Raw genomic sequence first — 13,422 nt, 5'->3', positions numbered from 1 at the left:
GGCGACAACAGGTCCACGGTCCTCGGCCAGGGTCTCGGTCCAGACCATGGGCGCTCTCACCGGACTGGCCGTTGCCGAGTCGCCGGTGCGTGTGCCCCAGGGTCAGTCGGTTGCTCTCGCCGGTCTCTTGACCTGCCCTCCCGACGAAGCGGAGACGAGAGCGCCGCCCCTGTCCAGACGGTGCACTGCGGCAGCGGAGACCAGGCCGATCACCAGGAGGGAAAGCCACAGCAGCGCGGGCATGTGCAGTCGGCGGCCGAGGTCGAGGACGGCCCCGGTGGCCAGGTTGCCGACGAGGATGCCGGCACCGGACAGCAGGTTGTACAGGCCGTAGTAGGTGCCGACGAGCCGGCCTCCCCCCAGGGTGCTGATCATGGCCATCTCGAACGGGAAGACCATCATCGTTCCGGCGGTGAGCAGCGTGGCGGTGCACATCACCGGCACCAGCGCGGCGACGCCGGTGGAGTGCGGCTGCTCTGCCGGATACGGCAGGGCGAGCGGAACGAAGGCCAGCCCCATCAGAGCCAGACCGTGCGCGATGGTGCGGCCGGGAGTCCAGCGTTCCTTGCACCAGACGGTGAGGCGGATCTGGAGGCCGAGCGTCAGGACCGCCGAGACGGCGAAGATCGCGACGATGCCGTTCTGCCCGCCGGTGCGCCGTTCGATCTCCAGCGGCAGCCCGAGGTAGACCTGGAAGGACAGGGCGTAGGAGGCGAGCATCGCGGTGGCGAACGCCATGAAGGGCCGGTTTCCGGCCGCCTCGCGCCAGTCGGTCAGCACGGGCTGGACGGACCCGGATTCGGCGCCCGCCTGGGACGGCAGGCTGCGCGCCTGCAGCACGGTCAGGCCGGCGAAGATCGCGGCGGCGGTCAGGCACACGGCCGTGAAGTCCCACGCGATCAGAGCGAGCCCCGCGAGCGGACCGATGAGGATGCCGAGCTGGTAGAAGACGTTGAAGACCGCGAAGGCCTCCACCCGCTGGTCGCCTGCCTGATGGGCGATGTAGGCGCGTGCGGCGGGGTTGAACAGTGCCCCGGCGAAGCCGGTCAGAGCCGCGGCGGCGATCAGCACGACCAGGGACTCCGAGACGGCGAACGCGGCGAAACCTATCGTTCGCAGCCCGCAGCCCAGCATGATCATGGGTTTGTACCCGATGCGGTCGGCGAGGGTGCCGCCGACCAGGAACAGGCCCTGCTGGCTGAAGTTCCGCACGCCGAGGATCAGTCCGGCCGCCCAGGCGGCGACACCGAGCCGACCGGTGAGGTGGGCGGCCAGGTAGGGCATGAGCATGTAGAACCCGATGTTGATCCCGACCTGGTTGAGGCACAGCACCTGGACCGGACGGGAGAAGGTGCGGACCTGCCGGAGCGTGGCGATCACTGGTCGCCGCCCTCGGCCGCCCGGGGAGCGGGACGCGGGTCGATGACGTCCTCGCACCGGGTCCAGGCCAGGACTTCCTTCTGGGCCGGCCGTCCGATCTGTTCGGGGTCGGCGGCGGGCCGCCGGTCCAGCAGGTCATGGCGACGGCAGTAGGCGTCGTCGTACACGGTGTTCCAGTAGCGCCAGGGCCCGTCCGGGAAGACCGCGACGATCGTCCGGTCGGCGGGCAGCGTCCGCGCGAGCCAGTCGGCGACCAGGGCCACCGCTCCGACGCTCCATCCTCCGGCGATGTGCCGGCGGGCCGCCAGGTCGCGGCACGACCAGACCGCTTCGCCGGCGTCGACCCAGTGCACCTCGTCGAAGGCGCCGTAGTCGACGTTGCGGGGGAAGATGCTGGAACCGAGCCCTCGCATCAGGCGCGGCCGCGCGGGCTGGCCGAAGATGGTCGAACCGACGGTGTCGACCCCGGCCAGCCGCATCCCCGGAAACGACTGGCGCAGCACGCGGGAGATCCCCGAGCTGTGCCCGCCGGTGCCGACGGAGCAGACCAGCGCGTCGATCCAGGGCAGTGCCCCTATCAGCTCGGCCGCCAGGGCCGCGTAGGCGGCCACGTTGTCGGGATTGTTGTACTGGTCAGGGCACCAGGCGCCGGGGGCGTCCGGGCGTGACGGGTCGGCGCGGCGTCCTTCCGGTCGTGCCAGGAGTTCGGCCACGCGATCGCGGCGAGCCTGCTGCCATCCGCCGGTCGGATGCGGGTCGGGGACGATGTCGACCGCGGCCCCGTAGGCCGTCAGCAGTCCCCGCATCAGCGGTTCCATGCCAGGGTCGCCGACGAGGGTGAGCGGGTGGCCGTAGGCCTTCGCGGCCAGGGCCAGGCCCAGTCCGAGGGTCCCACTGGTGGACTCCACGATCTCGGCGCCGGGCAGGAGCTCGCCGCGTCTGCGGGCGGAGCGGACCATGTGCAGCGCCGGCCGGTCCTTGATCCCGCCCGGGTTGAACCCCTCGAGCTTGGCCCAGTAACCGCGGTCCGGCGCCGACAGGGCCGGAACCCACACCAGTGGCGTGTCGCCTATGGCGTCGAGGGGCGAGGCATCGGGCAGGGGGGCCGGATAGGCTCCGGCCGATACGGCGGTCCGGTGGCTTGGGCCGGCCGCGTGCAGCGTAGCGACCGCGTTCTCGCCCGGCTCCACGCCGAGCCGGGGCGGGTATTCCGTGAATGGACGCATGTGAGTGGTACTCCGCTCGTGGCAGTGATGCCGTGGGGCAGCGTGAGGCGGAGGCCGGCATGCAACCCGAAACAGTGCATGCCGAATGCGGTCGCTCACACCGACAGTTCCGCGGCAAGGTCGGCAGATGAGAACGAGCGGATCTGCTAGATGCGCATCACACAAAGCCGCGATCGAGCGGCGACCGGCAAGTGGCGCCCGGCGCGCTTTCGAACCCCGCGGCGATGGGAGGGGCCTTGCAGCAGCCCCTCGCAAAGAGTCGGCCAGGTCGCGAGAATCAGCAGTTCCAGCAACAGGGCGGCCAGGCAGCTGTCCCAGCTCGCATGGCACTGCAAGCCATGTGGAAGCGGACCGCCCGGACAGTCAGCGAGTGGGCTGACCAGGCCGGAGTCGCGTTCGGGGACGTAAGCGTGCGCTGGGCTCCACAAGGCGCCCTCTCCCAGGGAAGGCGACACCACTACGGGCGGGTTTGCACTGTTCACCTGGCGCGCATTTCCAGCGCCCGCAGCCGGCGAAGTCAAGCCTGAAGTGGCCGCGATGTCTCTCGCGGACGGATGAGCTTCACTCGTCCCACCGTGCACCAGCCAGAATCCGGCGACGGAAAAGGTGAGGGCGAGCACGCATGCGCAGATGACCCGGGCACGCCGACGCGACCCGGGCTCCCGGGAAACGCCGTAGCCCGCCATCGCAACGACAATAACGTTATCCCTTGCACACTACAACTCCAATGCTTTCCGACATTCGAGGCTTAAATCTTTCTCGCTTCGATTTACGACAAGCTGCCTTTTTTCACAATGGCGCCGCGACGCCACTGCCCAGCGCGGCCCCGGCTACAAGGGCGTCCTCAGATCCACGCAGTGACTCCGAGACCGGTGGCGCCGTGACCACCTGCCGGTCCCGCCCACAGAAGGGGCCGGTAGCCCGAACCGGCGTCGGTTCGCGGGACCGCGTTCACGACCGCCCCTGGGCCGGGGCGGCTCCGTTAATGTGGAGGCCGTTGACCCCCAGACCGCCGGATGGATGGACGATGCGGCTCGGTGAACTAGAGCGCGCGGTGATGAACCAGTTGTGGTCGCGGCCGCAAGGGGTCCTGGCACGGGAGCTGGCCGAGGCTCTGCCGTCGCGGCCGGCGATCACCACGGTGCTGACGATCCTTGAGCGGCTCGACCGCAAGCACATGGTCCGACGCGAACGCGAAGGCCGCGCTCACCGCTATTTCGCGCTTCATACCAGGGACGTCCACGTCGCCGAGTTGATGAGCGAAGCGTTCTCCGGCGCCGACGACCGGGAGTCTGCGCTCAACCATTTCCTGGAGTCGGTGAGCGAAGAGGACGTCCAGGCGCTCCGCCGGGCGCTGGCGGGCAAGACCGGCGCCCCCGACCGCGGCGCCGGCCCGGCCGGGGAGAACGGCCGGGAGGAGCGCGAGGGGAAGCCGTGATCGTGCTTCGGCCGCTGCTGGTCGCAGTGCTCCTCTCCGGATTGGCGTTTCTGCTGCTGGGACCCGTTCCTCCGCTGCTCGCCCGGGCCCGCTGGCCGCGCAACGCGCCCCGAGCGGCGCTGGCGTTGTGGCACGGGATCCTCCATACGGCCGGATTGTCGGTCGTGGGAGTGTGCGTGGCGCTGGCCATCGCGCCGCTGGCGGCGACCTACCGTCACGGCTTGCACGTTCTGCTGGCCCAGACGCTGGCCGGTCACCCCTTCCGCGGCCTGGGCAGCGCGCAGATCGCGGCGTTGGGCTGGGCCCTCGCCGTTCTCGGCTGGCTGGTGGCGTTGCTCGTCCGCACGGCGGTGCGTCACATGCGGATGCACCGCAGCCACCGTGACAAGGTCGATCTCCTCGACAAGCGCGGCGCGGGGGACCAGGACATTCCGGCCTACGTCTCCGACGGCGTCCGCATCATCGACCACCCGTCTCCGGTCGCCTACTGCCTGCCGGGGCTGCGCACCCGCGTGGTCATCAGCTCGGGTCTGATAGAGCTGCTCACCCAGCCGGAGCTGGCCGCGGTCGTGGACCACGAGCGCGCCCACGCCCGGGGACGCCATCACCTGCTGCTGCTCCCCTTCACCGCCGGCCACCGCGCGGTCCCGCGGCTCCCCGCAACCCGCATCGCGCAGCGCACCACCCGGCAGCTGGCCGAGATGCTCGCCGACGACCAGGCCCGCCGGCGACACGGCGGCACGGCGGTGGCCGCGGCGCTGGTGCGCATGGCCACCCACCAGGCCGCCTCCCCCGAGGTCGGGCCGCCGCGAGACGGTGCCCTGGCCGCTGCGGAGCACGCCGTCCTGACCCGCGTCCAGCGGCTACTCGAACCCGCGGCCGTGGCCCCGTGGTGGCAACGGTCGCTTGCCTACACCGCCGCCATCGTCCTGCTGGGCACCCCCGTCACGCTTCTGATCCCCTGTCTGACCTGAGGTTCCCCTAACTGGGAACGAGTGATCAGGGCTCGGCAAGGCATCAGGACCACACCTTCGCTTTGGTCGCACCCTGGTCAAACCCCACTGGAAGTGCGGTTTCCCGTGCGACCGATGCCAGATCCAAGTCAAGGCGCTCTGCGCGATCCGCCGCCATAGCCGAGGTCCTCCGCTCACGGCTCGACGCTCCGTGACGTCCGTGGTGCTCGGGTGGCACCGGCCACCTCGGTGAGCTGCGCGGACGGCAGGGCGCGGTCGAGCCAGGCGGGGAGCCACCAGTTGGCGCGTCCCGCCAGGCGCATGAGGGCCGGGACCACGACGACGCGGATGAGCGTGGCGTCCACGGCCACCGCGACGGCCAGAGCGAAGCCCATCTGCTTGACCTCCACCACATTGGTGATCATGAACGAGGCGAAGACGACGATCATGATCGCCGCGGCGGCGGTGATGACGCCGGCGGTGTGGACGAGCCCCGAGGTGACCGCGGCCCGGTTGTCGCCGGTGCGGTCCCCCTCTTCCTTCATGCGGGAGATGAGGAAGACCTCGTAGTCCATGGAGAGGCCGAACAGCACCACGAATGTGAGCAGCGGCAGGTAGGCCTGGATGAAGCCCCGACTGGTGAAGTCCAGCAGCGATTCGCCGGCTCCGTTCTGGAAGACCCAGGTCAGCAGGCCGAACGCGGCGCCGACGGACAGCAGGTTCATCGCGATCGCGCTGAGCGGAAGCAGCAGGCTGCGGAAGGCGAGCAGGAGCAGCAGGAACGACAGACCCAGGACGGTCGCCAGAACCCATGGCGTGGCGCGGTCGACTTCGTCGACGACGTCGATGGTCTGCGCGGTGAGCCCGCCTACGACGACGTCGGGGCCGTCCGGCGGGACCGCCTCGGGCACGGCCGTCCCTCGTATCCAGCGGACCAGTGCGATGGCTGCCGCGGAGTCGGGGGCGTCCTTGGAGAGCACGGTGAGCACGGCATCGTTCTCCTGGACGACCTGGGCGACCCGAGGGTGGTCACGCAGCCGGTCGCCGAGGCGTTCCAGACCTGCGCCGTCCGGTGCGGCGGGACGCTCGGTGGACACCGCCCGGATCGGTGTGGCCGCGCCCGAGGCGAACTTGGCGGCGACGATCTCGTAGCCGCGTCCGGCCGGGGAGTCGGCGACGGCCGAGGCACCGACGTCGAAGCCCGACTTCAGCCCGGTCATCGGCGCGGCGGCCAGCAGCAGCACGAGCGTGGCGGAGCCGCCGATCAGCAGAGGACGGCGCATGACCAGGCTCGTCCAGCGGGTCCAGAACGAACCGGCGCTCCCCCGGGCCGCCCTCCGCGTCCCGGGGACGGTCAGGCGGTTGATCCGCGTCCCCAGCAGTGCCAGCACGGCGGGCAGCAGAGTGACGGTGATGGCGAGCATCACCGCGACCGCCACCATCACCCCTAGCGCCATGGCGCGGAAGACCGGGGCGCGGACCAGCAGCAGCCCGGCCACCGAGATCAGAACGGTGGAGCCGGAGAACAGCACCGCCTTGCCGGCGGTGGCCATGGTCGCGCCGACGGTGTCGGCGATCGGGCGAGACGGGTGCGCGGCGAGTTCGGAGCGCTGGCGGGTGACGGCGAACAGGCAGTAGTCGATGCCCAGCGCCAGTCCGATCATCGTGACGACGGCCTGGACGAACACATCGAAGCTGGTCAGGTAGCTGGCGGCGCCGAGTACGCCGAAGGCGGTCACCAGGGCCGCGACCCCGGCCAGGAGCGGCAGCCCGGCCGCCACCAGCGAGCCGAACGCGGTGATCAGTATCAGCAGCGCGATGGGGAGCCCGATGGACTCGGCGCGGGCCAGGTCGCGGTCCTCCTGTTCGATGACGGCGGCGTTGAGCGGGCTGGAGCCGGTCACGTGGACACCGACATCGTCGGCGCCGACGCCGTTCAGCGCGTCCTGGAGGGCGGGCGCGGTCCTTTGCCGCTCACGCTCGTCGCCCGTCATTCCGGCGACGGCCAGGGCGGTGCGGCCGTCAGCCGAGACGAGTCCGGCGGCCCCAGGATCATAGGAGCCCTGCACCCGGATGACACCGGGCCGCTCCCGCAGTTCCCGAAGCCCTTTCAGGAGCAGATCCTCGCCGCCGCGGCGACCGTGTTCGCCCGGAAGGGCTACCACGGGGCGCGGATGGACGATGTGGTCACCGAGTCCGGCCTGAGCAAGGGCACTCTGTACTGGTACTTCAAGAGCAAGGACGAGCTGGCGACAGCGCTGGTCCACCAGATGCTGGAAGCCGAGCACGCCGGCCTCGCGGCCGCCGGCGAGGCTGACGGCCCCGCAGTCGAGCGGCTCGAGAACCTGACCCGGGCGTTCGCGCGCACACTCACCGGCAACGCCGACCATGCGCTCCTGACCTTGGAGCTGCTGGCCCTCGCTCAGCGCGTCCCCCAGATCAAGACGTGCTTCACCACCCACCACGCACACTTCCTGGAGCGGCTGCGCTCCCTTCTCCAGGAGATCGCGGCGAACGGCGAGGATGCCGAGCGCAGGGTCGACTCCGCGGCGACCGGAGCCCCCTCCTCCAGGATTCGCCCGCCGTCCACGAAGATCACTCGGTCGGCGACCTCACGGGCGAAGGCGACCTCGTGGGTCACGACGACCATCGTCATACCGTCCTCGGCCAGGGAGCGCATGGTCCGCAGCACTTCGGCGTGCAGTTCCGGGTCGAGCGCAGAGGTCGGCTCGTCGAACAGGATGACCTCCGGCTCCATGGCGAGCGCGCGAGCGATGGCCACGCGCTGCTTCTGACCACCCGACAGCCGGGCCGGATACGCGTCCCGCTTCTCTGCGAGACCGACCTGCCCCAGCAGCCGCTCCCCCAAGGCGACGGCGTCGGCCTTGCTCATCCCCCGGACCGACCGGGGCCCCTCGATGACGTTCTCCAGGGCGGTCATGTGGGGGAACAGATTGAACTGCTGGAAGACCATGGCGGCGCGATGCCGCAATCGGCGTACGGCGCGGGCGCGGTCGCGGTCGCGGCGGGCACCGGAACCGCACGAGACGCCCTCACCGCAGACCTTGATGTGCCCCGAGTCGGGTTCCTCCAGAAGATTCATGCAGCGGACCAGGGTCGTCTTGCCGGATCCGGACGGCCCCATGATCACCAGGACCTCGCCGCGCGCCACCGAGAGATCGACGCCCTTCATACTTCGAGGGGGCCGAAGCACTTGTGCAGGCCGGTCACGGTGACCACATGGTTCTCACCGGTCTGCCGGGCGGACGGGTGCTCTTTCCGGTTCATGCGTACGCCTTTCCCATGCGGCGTTCCACGACCGCCTGGCCGATGGACAGTGCCGCGTTCATCAGCCAGTAGATGACACCGGCGATCAGGAACATCTCCATGTAGGACATTCCGAGGGAATCGGCCGCCTCCCATTGACCGCGATCCACCGCCATGAACCCGGCCCGGAAGTTCTCACTCAGGTAGGCCGCGGTGTGCAGGGTGAGAGCCGTCACCGCGGAGAGGAACGCTCCGAGCTGGATGCCGAGCTGGGGCAGGCCGAAGTAGATCACCAGGATCTGGATCAGCAGCGGGGTGCCCCGGAAGACCGAGACGTAGGCGATCGAGAGGAGCACCAGCGGGCGTCGCCCCGAGAGGCGCGCCAGGCTGAGCAGCAGGCCGAGGACGCAGCCCAGGGCGAAGGAAACCAGGCCGGGGAGCAGGGTCATCATGATGGCCGGACCCAGCAGGGGCAGCGCCCTGTCAAGGAGATCCATGTCGAGAAGGTTCATGGGGGTCCTCCCTCCTCGGCTACCGTGCCGGGAGTTTGCGGAGTTCGGTCGTGATGTCGAGGCCGTTGAGCCATTTGACGGAGATGCGGCTGAGGGTGCCGTCGGCGAGCATGTTCCCGATCGCCTTGTCGACCGCGCCCTTCATGGCGGTGTCGGTCTTGGCGAAGGACATGCCGGTAATCTCGGTTTCCAGCAACGGGCCCACCGGCTTGGCGTTGAGGTTGTTCTTGCCGGCGAGGTGGGAGCCTTGGAACTTGGAGACCAGGCTCGCGTCCTCACGTCCCAGGGAGACGTCGGTCAACGACAGGGTGGCGTTCTGCAGGGTCTTCAGCTTGGCCTTTGGAACGTTGGCCCGGACCCACTGCTCCTCCGTGGTCCCGGCGGTGACCGCGATACGGCGGCCCCGGAGATCCGCGGCCGAGCGGATGGAGGTGTTCTTGGCCGCGACGAAGACCGCGATGCCGTTGACCTGGTAAGAGCGCGAGAAGCCGACCTGCTTCTTCCTCTCCTCCGTGATGGTCTGGCCCGATATGACGATGTCGTAGCGGCCGGACTGGACGCCGGGTATGAAGCTCTTGTAGTCGGCCTGGACGAACTTCACCTTGCCGATCCCGAGCCGGCGCGCCACCTCGTACGCGACGTCGACGTCGTACCCGGCGGGCTTGTCACTCTCGTCGACGAAGTTCCAGGGTGGATTCGCCTGAGTGTTGGCGACCAGCAGGGTCCCGCGCTTCTTCGCGGCTTCGAGCCCGGATTTGCTGGAGCTGCCCACGGCGACGCCGCCGCAAGCGGTCGCCGTTCCCAGCAGCAGAAGCGCCACCGTGCTCACGGTCAGCGATGGCCTGAAGGACGACATTGGTCGGGTTCGGTTCATGATGACTCCTCAGGCGGTCGATGACCGTTCTTCTGAGCACGCCCCTGGAACTTCCGTTCGTCGTGCAGCACACCGGTGATCCGCTCAAGCGCCTCGCTGAGAACATGGGGCGGGCTGGCGAAGTTGAGGCGGACGAAGCCGGCCCCCGCCGCGCCGTAGCCCGCCCCCTCGCCGACCGCCACACCGGCTCGCTCCAGCAGATACGCCCCCGGCCTCTCGGGCTCCCATCTCCGCAGGTCGAGCCAGGCGAAATAGGTGGCGTCCGGCGGTCGCCACAGGTCAGGCAGTCCGGCGGCCTCCAAGTGATCGCGAACGAGATCGCGGGCGGCGCTCAGGTCCTTCATCACCGCCCTCAGCCAGCCTTCTCCGTGATCGAGCGCCGCGGTCGTCGCCACCATGCCGAGAGGGCTGGCGCCGATGGTCTCCAGATGCCGCAGCGCGTCCCAGGCGTCCCGGTCCGCGGAGTTGGTCAGCACGACCATCGCGGTACGGAGCCCTGGGAAGTTCCATGCCTTGGTAGCGCTGGTGACCGTGACGGCGTGCTCGCGCGTCCTGGCGTCCAGGGCCGCGTAGGGCCTGAACCGGCCGCCGTAGCGAAGCGGGGCATGCACCTCGTCCACGATCACGCGCGCGCCGTAGTGGTCGGCGAGTTCGGAAAGTGACGTCAACTGGTCGTCCCGGATGACGGCTCCGACCGGGTTCACGGGATTGCACAGCAGGACGCTGCCCGCTCCGGCGGCCAGCCCGTCCCGGATCCGGTCGAGGTCGAGTCGGGATCCGTGCGGCCCGTCCGTGAGCGGGACCTGAACGCAGCGGCGACCGGTCAGCGGCACCACTTCGAGGAATCGCGTGTACGTGGGTGTCGGCACCAGCACCGAACTGCCCGGCCGCGTGAGCCGGCGGATGGCGACCGCGATACCACGCATCACGTCGGGCACCAGCCGAACGGCATCGGGCCCCACGTCCAGCCCCAGGCGTCCCATCCATCGGGCGGTCGCGGCGGGGACCGTGCTGCGCGCATCGGGCACCGGGTAGCCGAACGCCTCGGCACGGGCCGCCTCCCGGACGGCCGCCGCGACTTCGGGGCTCAACGACACGTCCATCTCCGCCACGCCCAGATCAAGGACGGAGCGCGGATATGTGGACCAGCGCTTGCAGCCCTTGCCGCGCGAGCGCTCGACGTCCCACACCGGTAGTGGCCCCCGCCCATCGTCGGATGGACGCGGTGCGACCAGCGGCTCGCTCAAGCCCTCCTCCCCTCTTCATCCGCGATGTGTCCGGCACCGGAGAGTCGATGGCTCGGGCTGGCCGCGGCACGTAGCCGCCTCGGGCTCGGCACTGTGGGGGGACGGTTCATCTAGCGCTCCTGGGAACCGAGAGATGTTCTGAACAATCCGTCGCAACTGCGACTAATGAGCGATTACGTTCACCATCATCCGGTTTTGCTGCTGTTTGAGTAGTAGTCACCTGGCTGGGGCAGGCCATAGGGTCCGGCTATGGCGCGGCCGCTCATCGAGACCATGGACCTGGTCGTCTTCGACGCCGTCGCCCGCACGGGGAGCTTCGGCCGGAGCGCCGTCGAGCTGCAACTCGCCCAGCCCTCGGTCAGCACCCGCATCGCAGCGCTGGAGCGGAAGCTCGGCGTCCAGCTGGTCACCCGCGGGCCGCGCGGGACAGAGGTTCTCAAGGCGGCCAGTGCGCCTTTCGCCACCGACCTCGACCGGACCCGGATGGCGCCACCCTGGATGATCGTCCGCCCGCGTGAGCGCTTCGGGAATCTGCGAAGCGTACGAATTGGCTCCCCGACTGGCTCCCGAGACTACGAAGCGATCACCGGGACACGCGAGATCACACCAATCGCAACGCTGTGACCTGCGGAAACTTGGGGTGGGCGATACCGGGTTCGAACCAGTGGCCTCTTCGGTGTGAAGCGAAGCAGGAAAGTCGATCTAGGTCGATCCGAGTCGAGCGGGGAGCCTCTCACCTGCAAAAACACCCTGACTACGTCGAGTTGAGTCGATCGGAGCCTGAGTGCGGTGGCTCCCGGAACCGGCTCCCGTGGCTCCCTGGTCACCGCCGCCACCCGGCGTGTCTTCTTGATCACCGGAGCCGCCGGTCATTGGCTCCTCCTTCTGGAGACGTGCCGGGTCCGTTTCAGTCGTCGAACTTGAATGTGGCGTCGGCGTCAACGAAGACTTTGCGGCCGTGGCAGTCTTCCTGGACTAGACGACGTAGGGCGTCCTTAGCTGTGGTCCTGGCGAACACGCGAGCACCGTCTGTCGTGAGCAGGGCGACCAGACCGGTCTCGGGGCTGCCCGAACGGTCGTAGACCGCCGTCCAGGAATCAACTCGGGCAGGACCGACGTATTTCGCGAGCGATCGTCGGCGCGGCATGGCATCGACGGCCGCCTGAACGTTGACCCGGCGGAAGCCTGCGGTCGGCGGCTCGGTCGAGTAGAGGCCGAGGGCGTGCTTGGTGAGGTATCCGCTGTTGGCGGTGAGGAGGCCATGGCTGCCTGGGTCTCGGCGCAACTGTGTGGCCAGAGAGGCGATCGCGTGAGTGCTGTAGTTGTTCCATGGCCCGCCGGCGAAGGTCAGCCCACCGGTGACCGTCAACATCCGGGTGGTGTCTTCAAGCGGCAGCCCCAGTTCTGAGGCGGCGATCTGCACCGCGGACGGGAAGCAGGAATAGAGGTCGATATGGTCGACCGCGTCGGCCTCGGTCCCGGTGAGCCTGAAGAGTTCCCCGCCCGCCGCACGGATCGCCGGCGACCGGTGGAGGTCCTGGCGCTCACCGAGGTCGTCGGTGTCCCGAGCCTCAGTACCGGCATGCAGGAAGACCCAGTTGCCCTGCGGAACCCCGAGTCGCTCCGCGGCCTCGACGGAGGTCATGAGGACCGCCGCCCCTTGGTCGACGTTGTTGTTGGAGTTCATCAGTTTCGTGTAGGGCCAGGTGACCTGTCGGTTGTCCGCGGACGGTGTGGTGATCTCGTCCGCGGTGTAGGAACGCCGGTTCCAGGCATGGGGGTTGGTGGCGGCGACTTCGCTGAACCGGGACCAGAGCCCTCCCGAGATTCGCATCTGCTCGTCGTGCGAGCGTCCGGCGGCTGCGCGAATCGCCTGCTCGAACAGTGGATAGACGTAGGCGGGGCGATCGAGTCCGGCACGGCTGGTGCTTTCGGAGTCCATCGGCACGTCGGGGATCAGCAGTTCGGACTCGGGAACCGAGTCCTCCTGGCGGGTCCAGTCGGGCCTCTCTCCCTGCGCACGCATCTTCATCCGCGTCCGCCAGGACTCGGCGCCGGTCACCAGGACCACGTCGCTCGCACCGGCGGTGATGCTCTCGGCGGCGGCGTTCATCAAGGTCTGAGGGTTGCTGCCACCCGAACCCGTCGAGCCGGTACGCCGGGGGGAGGCGCCCAGGCGCTCGGCCAGTAGGGCCCCCGCGTTCCGGTACCGCCAGGACAACAGGCCCACGACATGCACCGAGTCGATCGCGGCGAGAACGTTGCGCCCGCCGGCCTCCCCGGCCGCCCGGAGGGTCGCCCGCACCATCAACTCGACGGGCTCGACACCGGCTTCCCGATCGCTAATCTGACCGCCCCCGATGAGAACCGGGGTTCTCGGGTCGATACCCGCGTGCGCCATGGGCGGACTCCCCTTCTGAGACCCAGCGTGCACTACACCTTAAATCTTATGGCCATAGGTTTCAAGGTTGGTTGACATCCCCCTCAAGCACATCCCGTCCGATACATTATCTATAAGCATTAGA

The 13,422-nt window shown here is 69.1% G+C and carries 11 protein-coding genes; 3 read left to right on the top strand and 8 right to left on the bottom strand.

What is annotated here, in order from left to right; genetic code table 11:
- Positions 1 to 102 precede the first annotated feature (102 nt).
- Together ACQEU6_RS01345 and ACQEU6_RS01340 are read right to left on the bottom strand one after the other, a co-directional pair.
- Positions 103 to 1,380: an MDR family MFS transporter gene (locus tag ACQEU6_RS01345; RefSeq protein ID WP_499328747.1), complete on the bottom strand. Its 1,278-nt coding sequence runs from the start codon at positions 1,378 to 1,380 to the stop codon at positions 103 to 105.
- Complete coding sequence (locus ACQEU6_RS01340; RefSeq protein ID WP_499328746.1) at positions 1,377 to 2,606, bottom strand: PLP-dependent cysteine synthase family protein; 1,230 nt, start codon at positions 2,604 to 2,606, stop codon at positions 1,377 to 1,379. The genes ACQEU6_RS01345 and ACQEU6_RS01340 overlap by 4 nt, the downstream gene beginning before the upstream one ends.
- A 1,027-nt stretch (positions 2,607 to 3,633) precedes the next feature.
- On the opposite strand from ACQEU6_RS01340, the gene ACQEU6_RS01335 reads away from it, so the two are divergent.
- Positions 3,634 to 4,044, top strand: a complete 411-nt coding sequence (locus tag ACQEU6_RS01335) for a BlaI/MecI/CopY family transcriptional regulator (protein ID WP_499328745.1) — start codon at positions 3,634 to 3,636, stop codon at positions 4,042 to 4,044.
- On the top strand, positions 4,041 to 5,018 hold the full coding sequence (locus ACQEU6_RS01330; RefSeq protein ID WP_499328744.1) for a M56 family metallopeptidase: 978 nt from the start codon (positions 4,041 to 4,043) through the stop codon (positions 5,016 to 5,018). The genes ACQEU6_RS01335 and ACQEU6_RS01330 overlap by 4 nt, the downstream gene beginning before the upstream one ends.
- A 173-nt stretch (positions 5,019 to 5,191) precedes the next feature.
- Here ACQEU6_RS01330 and ACQEU6_RS01325 read toward each other — a convergent pair whose 3' ends face one another.
- From ACQEU6_RS01325 to ACQEU6_RS01305, 5 genes are all read right to left on the bottom strand, one after another.
- The gene (locus tag ACQEU6_RS01325) at positions 5,192 to 7,066 is read right to left on the bottom strand and encodes an MMPL family transporter (RefSeq protein ID WP_499340069.1); all 1,875 of its coding nucleotides are present in this window, start codon (positions 7,064 to 7,066) and stop codon (positions 5,192 to 5,194) included.
- Between the two features lie 353 nt (positions 7,067 to 7,419).
- Positions 7,420 to 8,190: an amino acid ABC transporter ATP-binding protein gene (locus ACQEU6_RS01320; RefSeq protein WP_499328743.1), complete on the bottom strand. Its 771-nt coding sequence runs from the start codon at positions 8,188 to 8,190 to the stop codon at positions 7,420 to 7,422.
- Between the two features lie 91 nt (positions 8,191 to 8,281).
- Complete coding sequence (locus ACQEU6_RS01315) at positions 8,282 to 8,776, bottom strand: ABC transporter permease subunit (protein WP_499328742.1); 495 nt, start codon at positions 8,774 to 8,776, stop codon at positions 8,282 to 8,284.
- Between the two features lie 19 nt (positions 8,777 to 8,795).
- The gene (locus ACQEU6_RS01310; RefSeq protein ID WP_499328741.1) at positions 8,796 to 9,650 is read right to left on the bottom strand and encodes a transporter substrate-binding domain-containing protein; all 855 of its coding nucleotides are present in this window, start codon (positions 9,648 to 9,650) and stop codon (positions 8,796 to 8,798) included.
- Positions 9,647 to 10,897, bottom strand: coding sequence for an aminotransferase class I/II-fold pyridoxal phosphate-dependent enzyme (locus ACQEU6_RS01305; RefSeq protein ID WP_499328740.1), 1,251 nt, complete (start codon positions 10,895 to 10,897; stop codon positions 9,647 to 9,649). The genes ACQEU6_RS01310 and ACQEU6_RS01305 overlap by 4 nt, the downstream gene beginning before the upstream one ends.
- Before the next feature lie 249 nt (positions 10,898 to 11,146).
- Between ACQEU6_RS01305 and ACQEU6_RS01300 the strand changes: the two genes are divergently transcribed.
- Positions 11,147 to 11,521, top strand: a complete 375-nt coding sequence (locus tag ACQEU6_RS01300) for a helix-turn-helix domain-containing protein (RefSeq protein WP_499328739.1) — start codon at positions 11,147 to 11,149, stop codon at positions 11,519 to 11,521.
- A 283-nt stretch (positions 11,522 to 11,804) separates the two neighbouring features.
- Here the strand turns inward: ACQEU6_RS01300 and ACQEU6_RS01295 are convergent, their stop codons facing one another.
- Positions 11,805 to 13,298, bottom strand: a complete 1,494-nt coding sequence (locus tag ACQEU6_RS01295; protein WP_499328738.1) for an acetyl-CoA acetyltransferase — start codon at positions 13,296 to 13,298, stop codon at positions 11,805 to 11,807.
- Positions 13,299 to 13,422: the final 124 nt, after the last annotated feature.

Origin of the sequence: Spirillospora sp. CA-108201 (genome assembly GCF_050936235.1) — a bacterium.
GTDB lineage: Bacteria > Actinomycetota > Actinomycetes > Streptosporangiales > Streptosporangiaceae > Spirillospora.
This window is presented reverse-complemented; position numbering and strand designations above follow the sequence as displayed.

Bases quoted from the DNA above. Each gene is read 5' to 3' on its own strand.
- ACQEU6_RS01300 (WP_499328739.1), top strand. From the start codon at position 11,147: ATGGCGCGGCCGCTCATCGAGACCATGGACCTGGTCGTCTTCGACGCC.
- ACQEU6_RS01315 (WP_499328742.1), bottom strand. From the start codon at position 8,776: ATGAACCTTCTCGACATGGATCTCCTTGACAGGGCGCTGCCCCTGCTG.
- ACQEU6_RS01320 (WP_499328743.1), bottom strand. From the start codon at position 8,190: ATGAAGGGCGTCGATCTCTCGGTGGCGCGCGGCGAGGTCCTGGTGATC.
- ACQEU6_RS01335 (WP_499328745.1), top strand. From the start codon at position 3,634: ATGCGGCTCGGTGAACTAGAGCGCGCGGTGATGAACCAGTTGTGGTCG.
- ACQEU6_RS01310 (WP_499328741.1), bottom strand. From the start codon at position 9,650: ATGAACCGAACCCGACCAATGTCGTCCTTCAGGCCATCGCTGACCGTG.
- ACQEU6_RS01340 (WP_499328746.1), bottom strand. From the start codon at position 2,606: ATGCGTCCATTCACGGAATACCCGCCCCGGCTCGGCGTGGAGCCGGGC.
- ACQEU6_RS01295 (WP_499328738.1), bottom strand. From the start codon at position 13,298: ATGGCGCACGCGGGTATCGACCCGAGAACCCCGGTTCTCATCGGGGGC.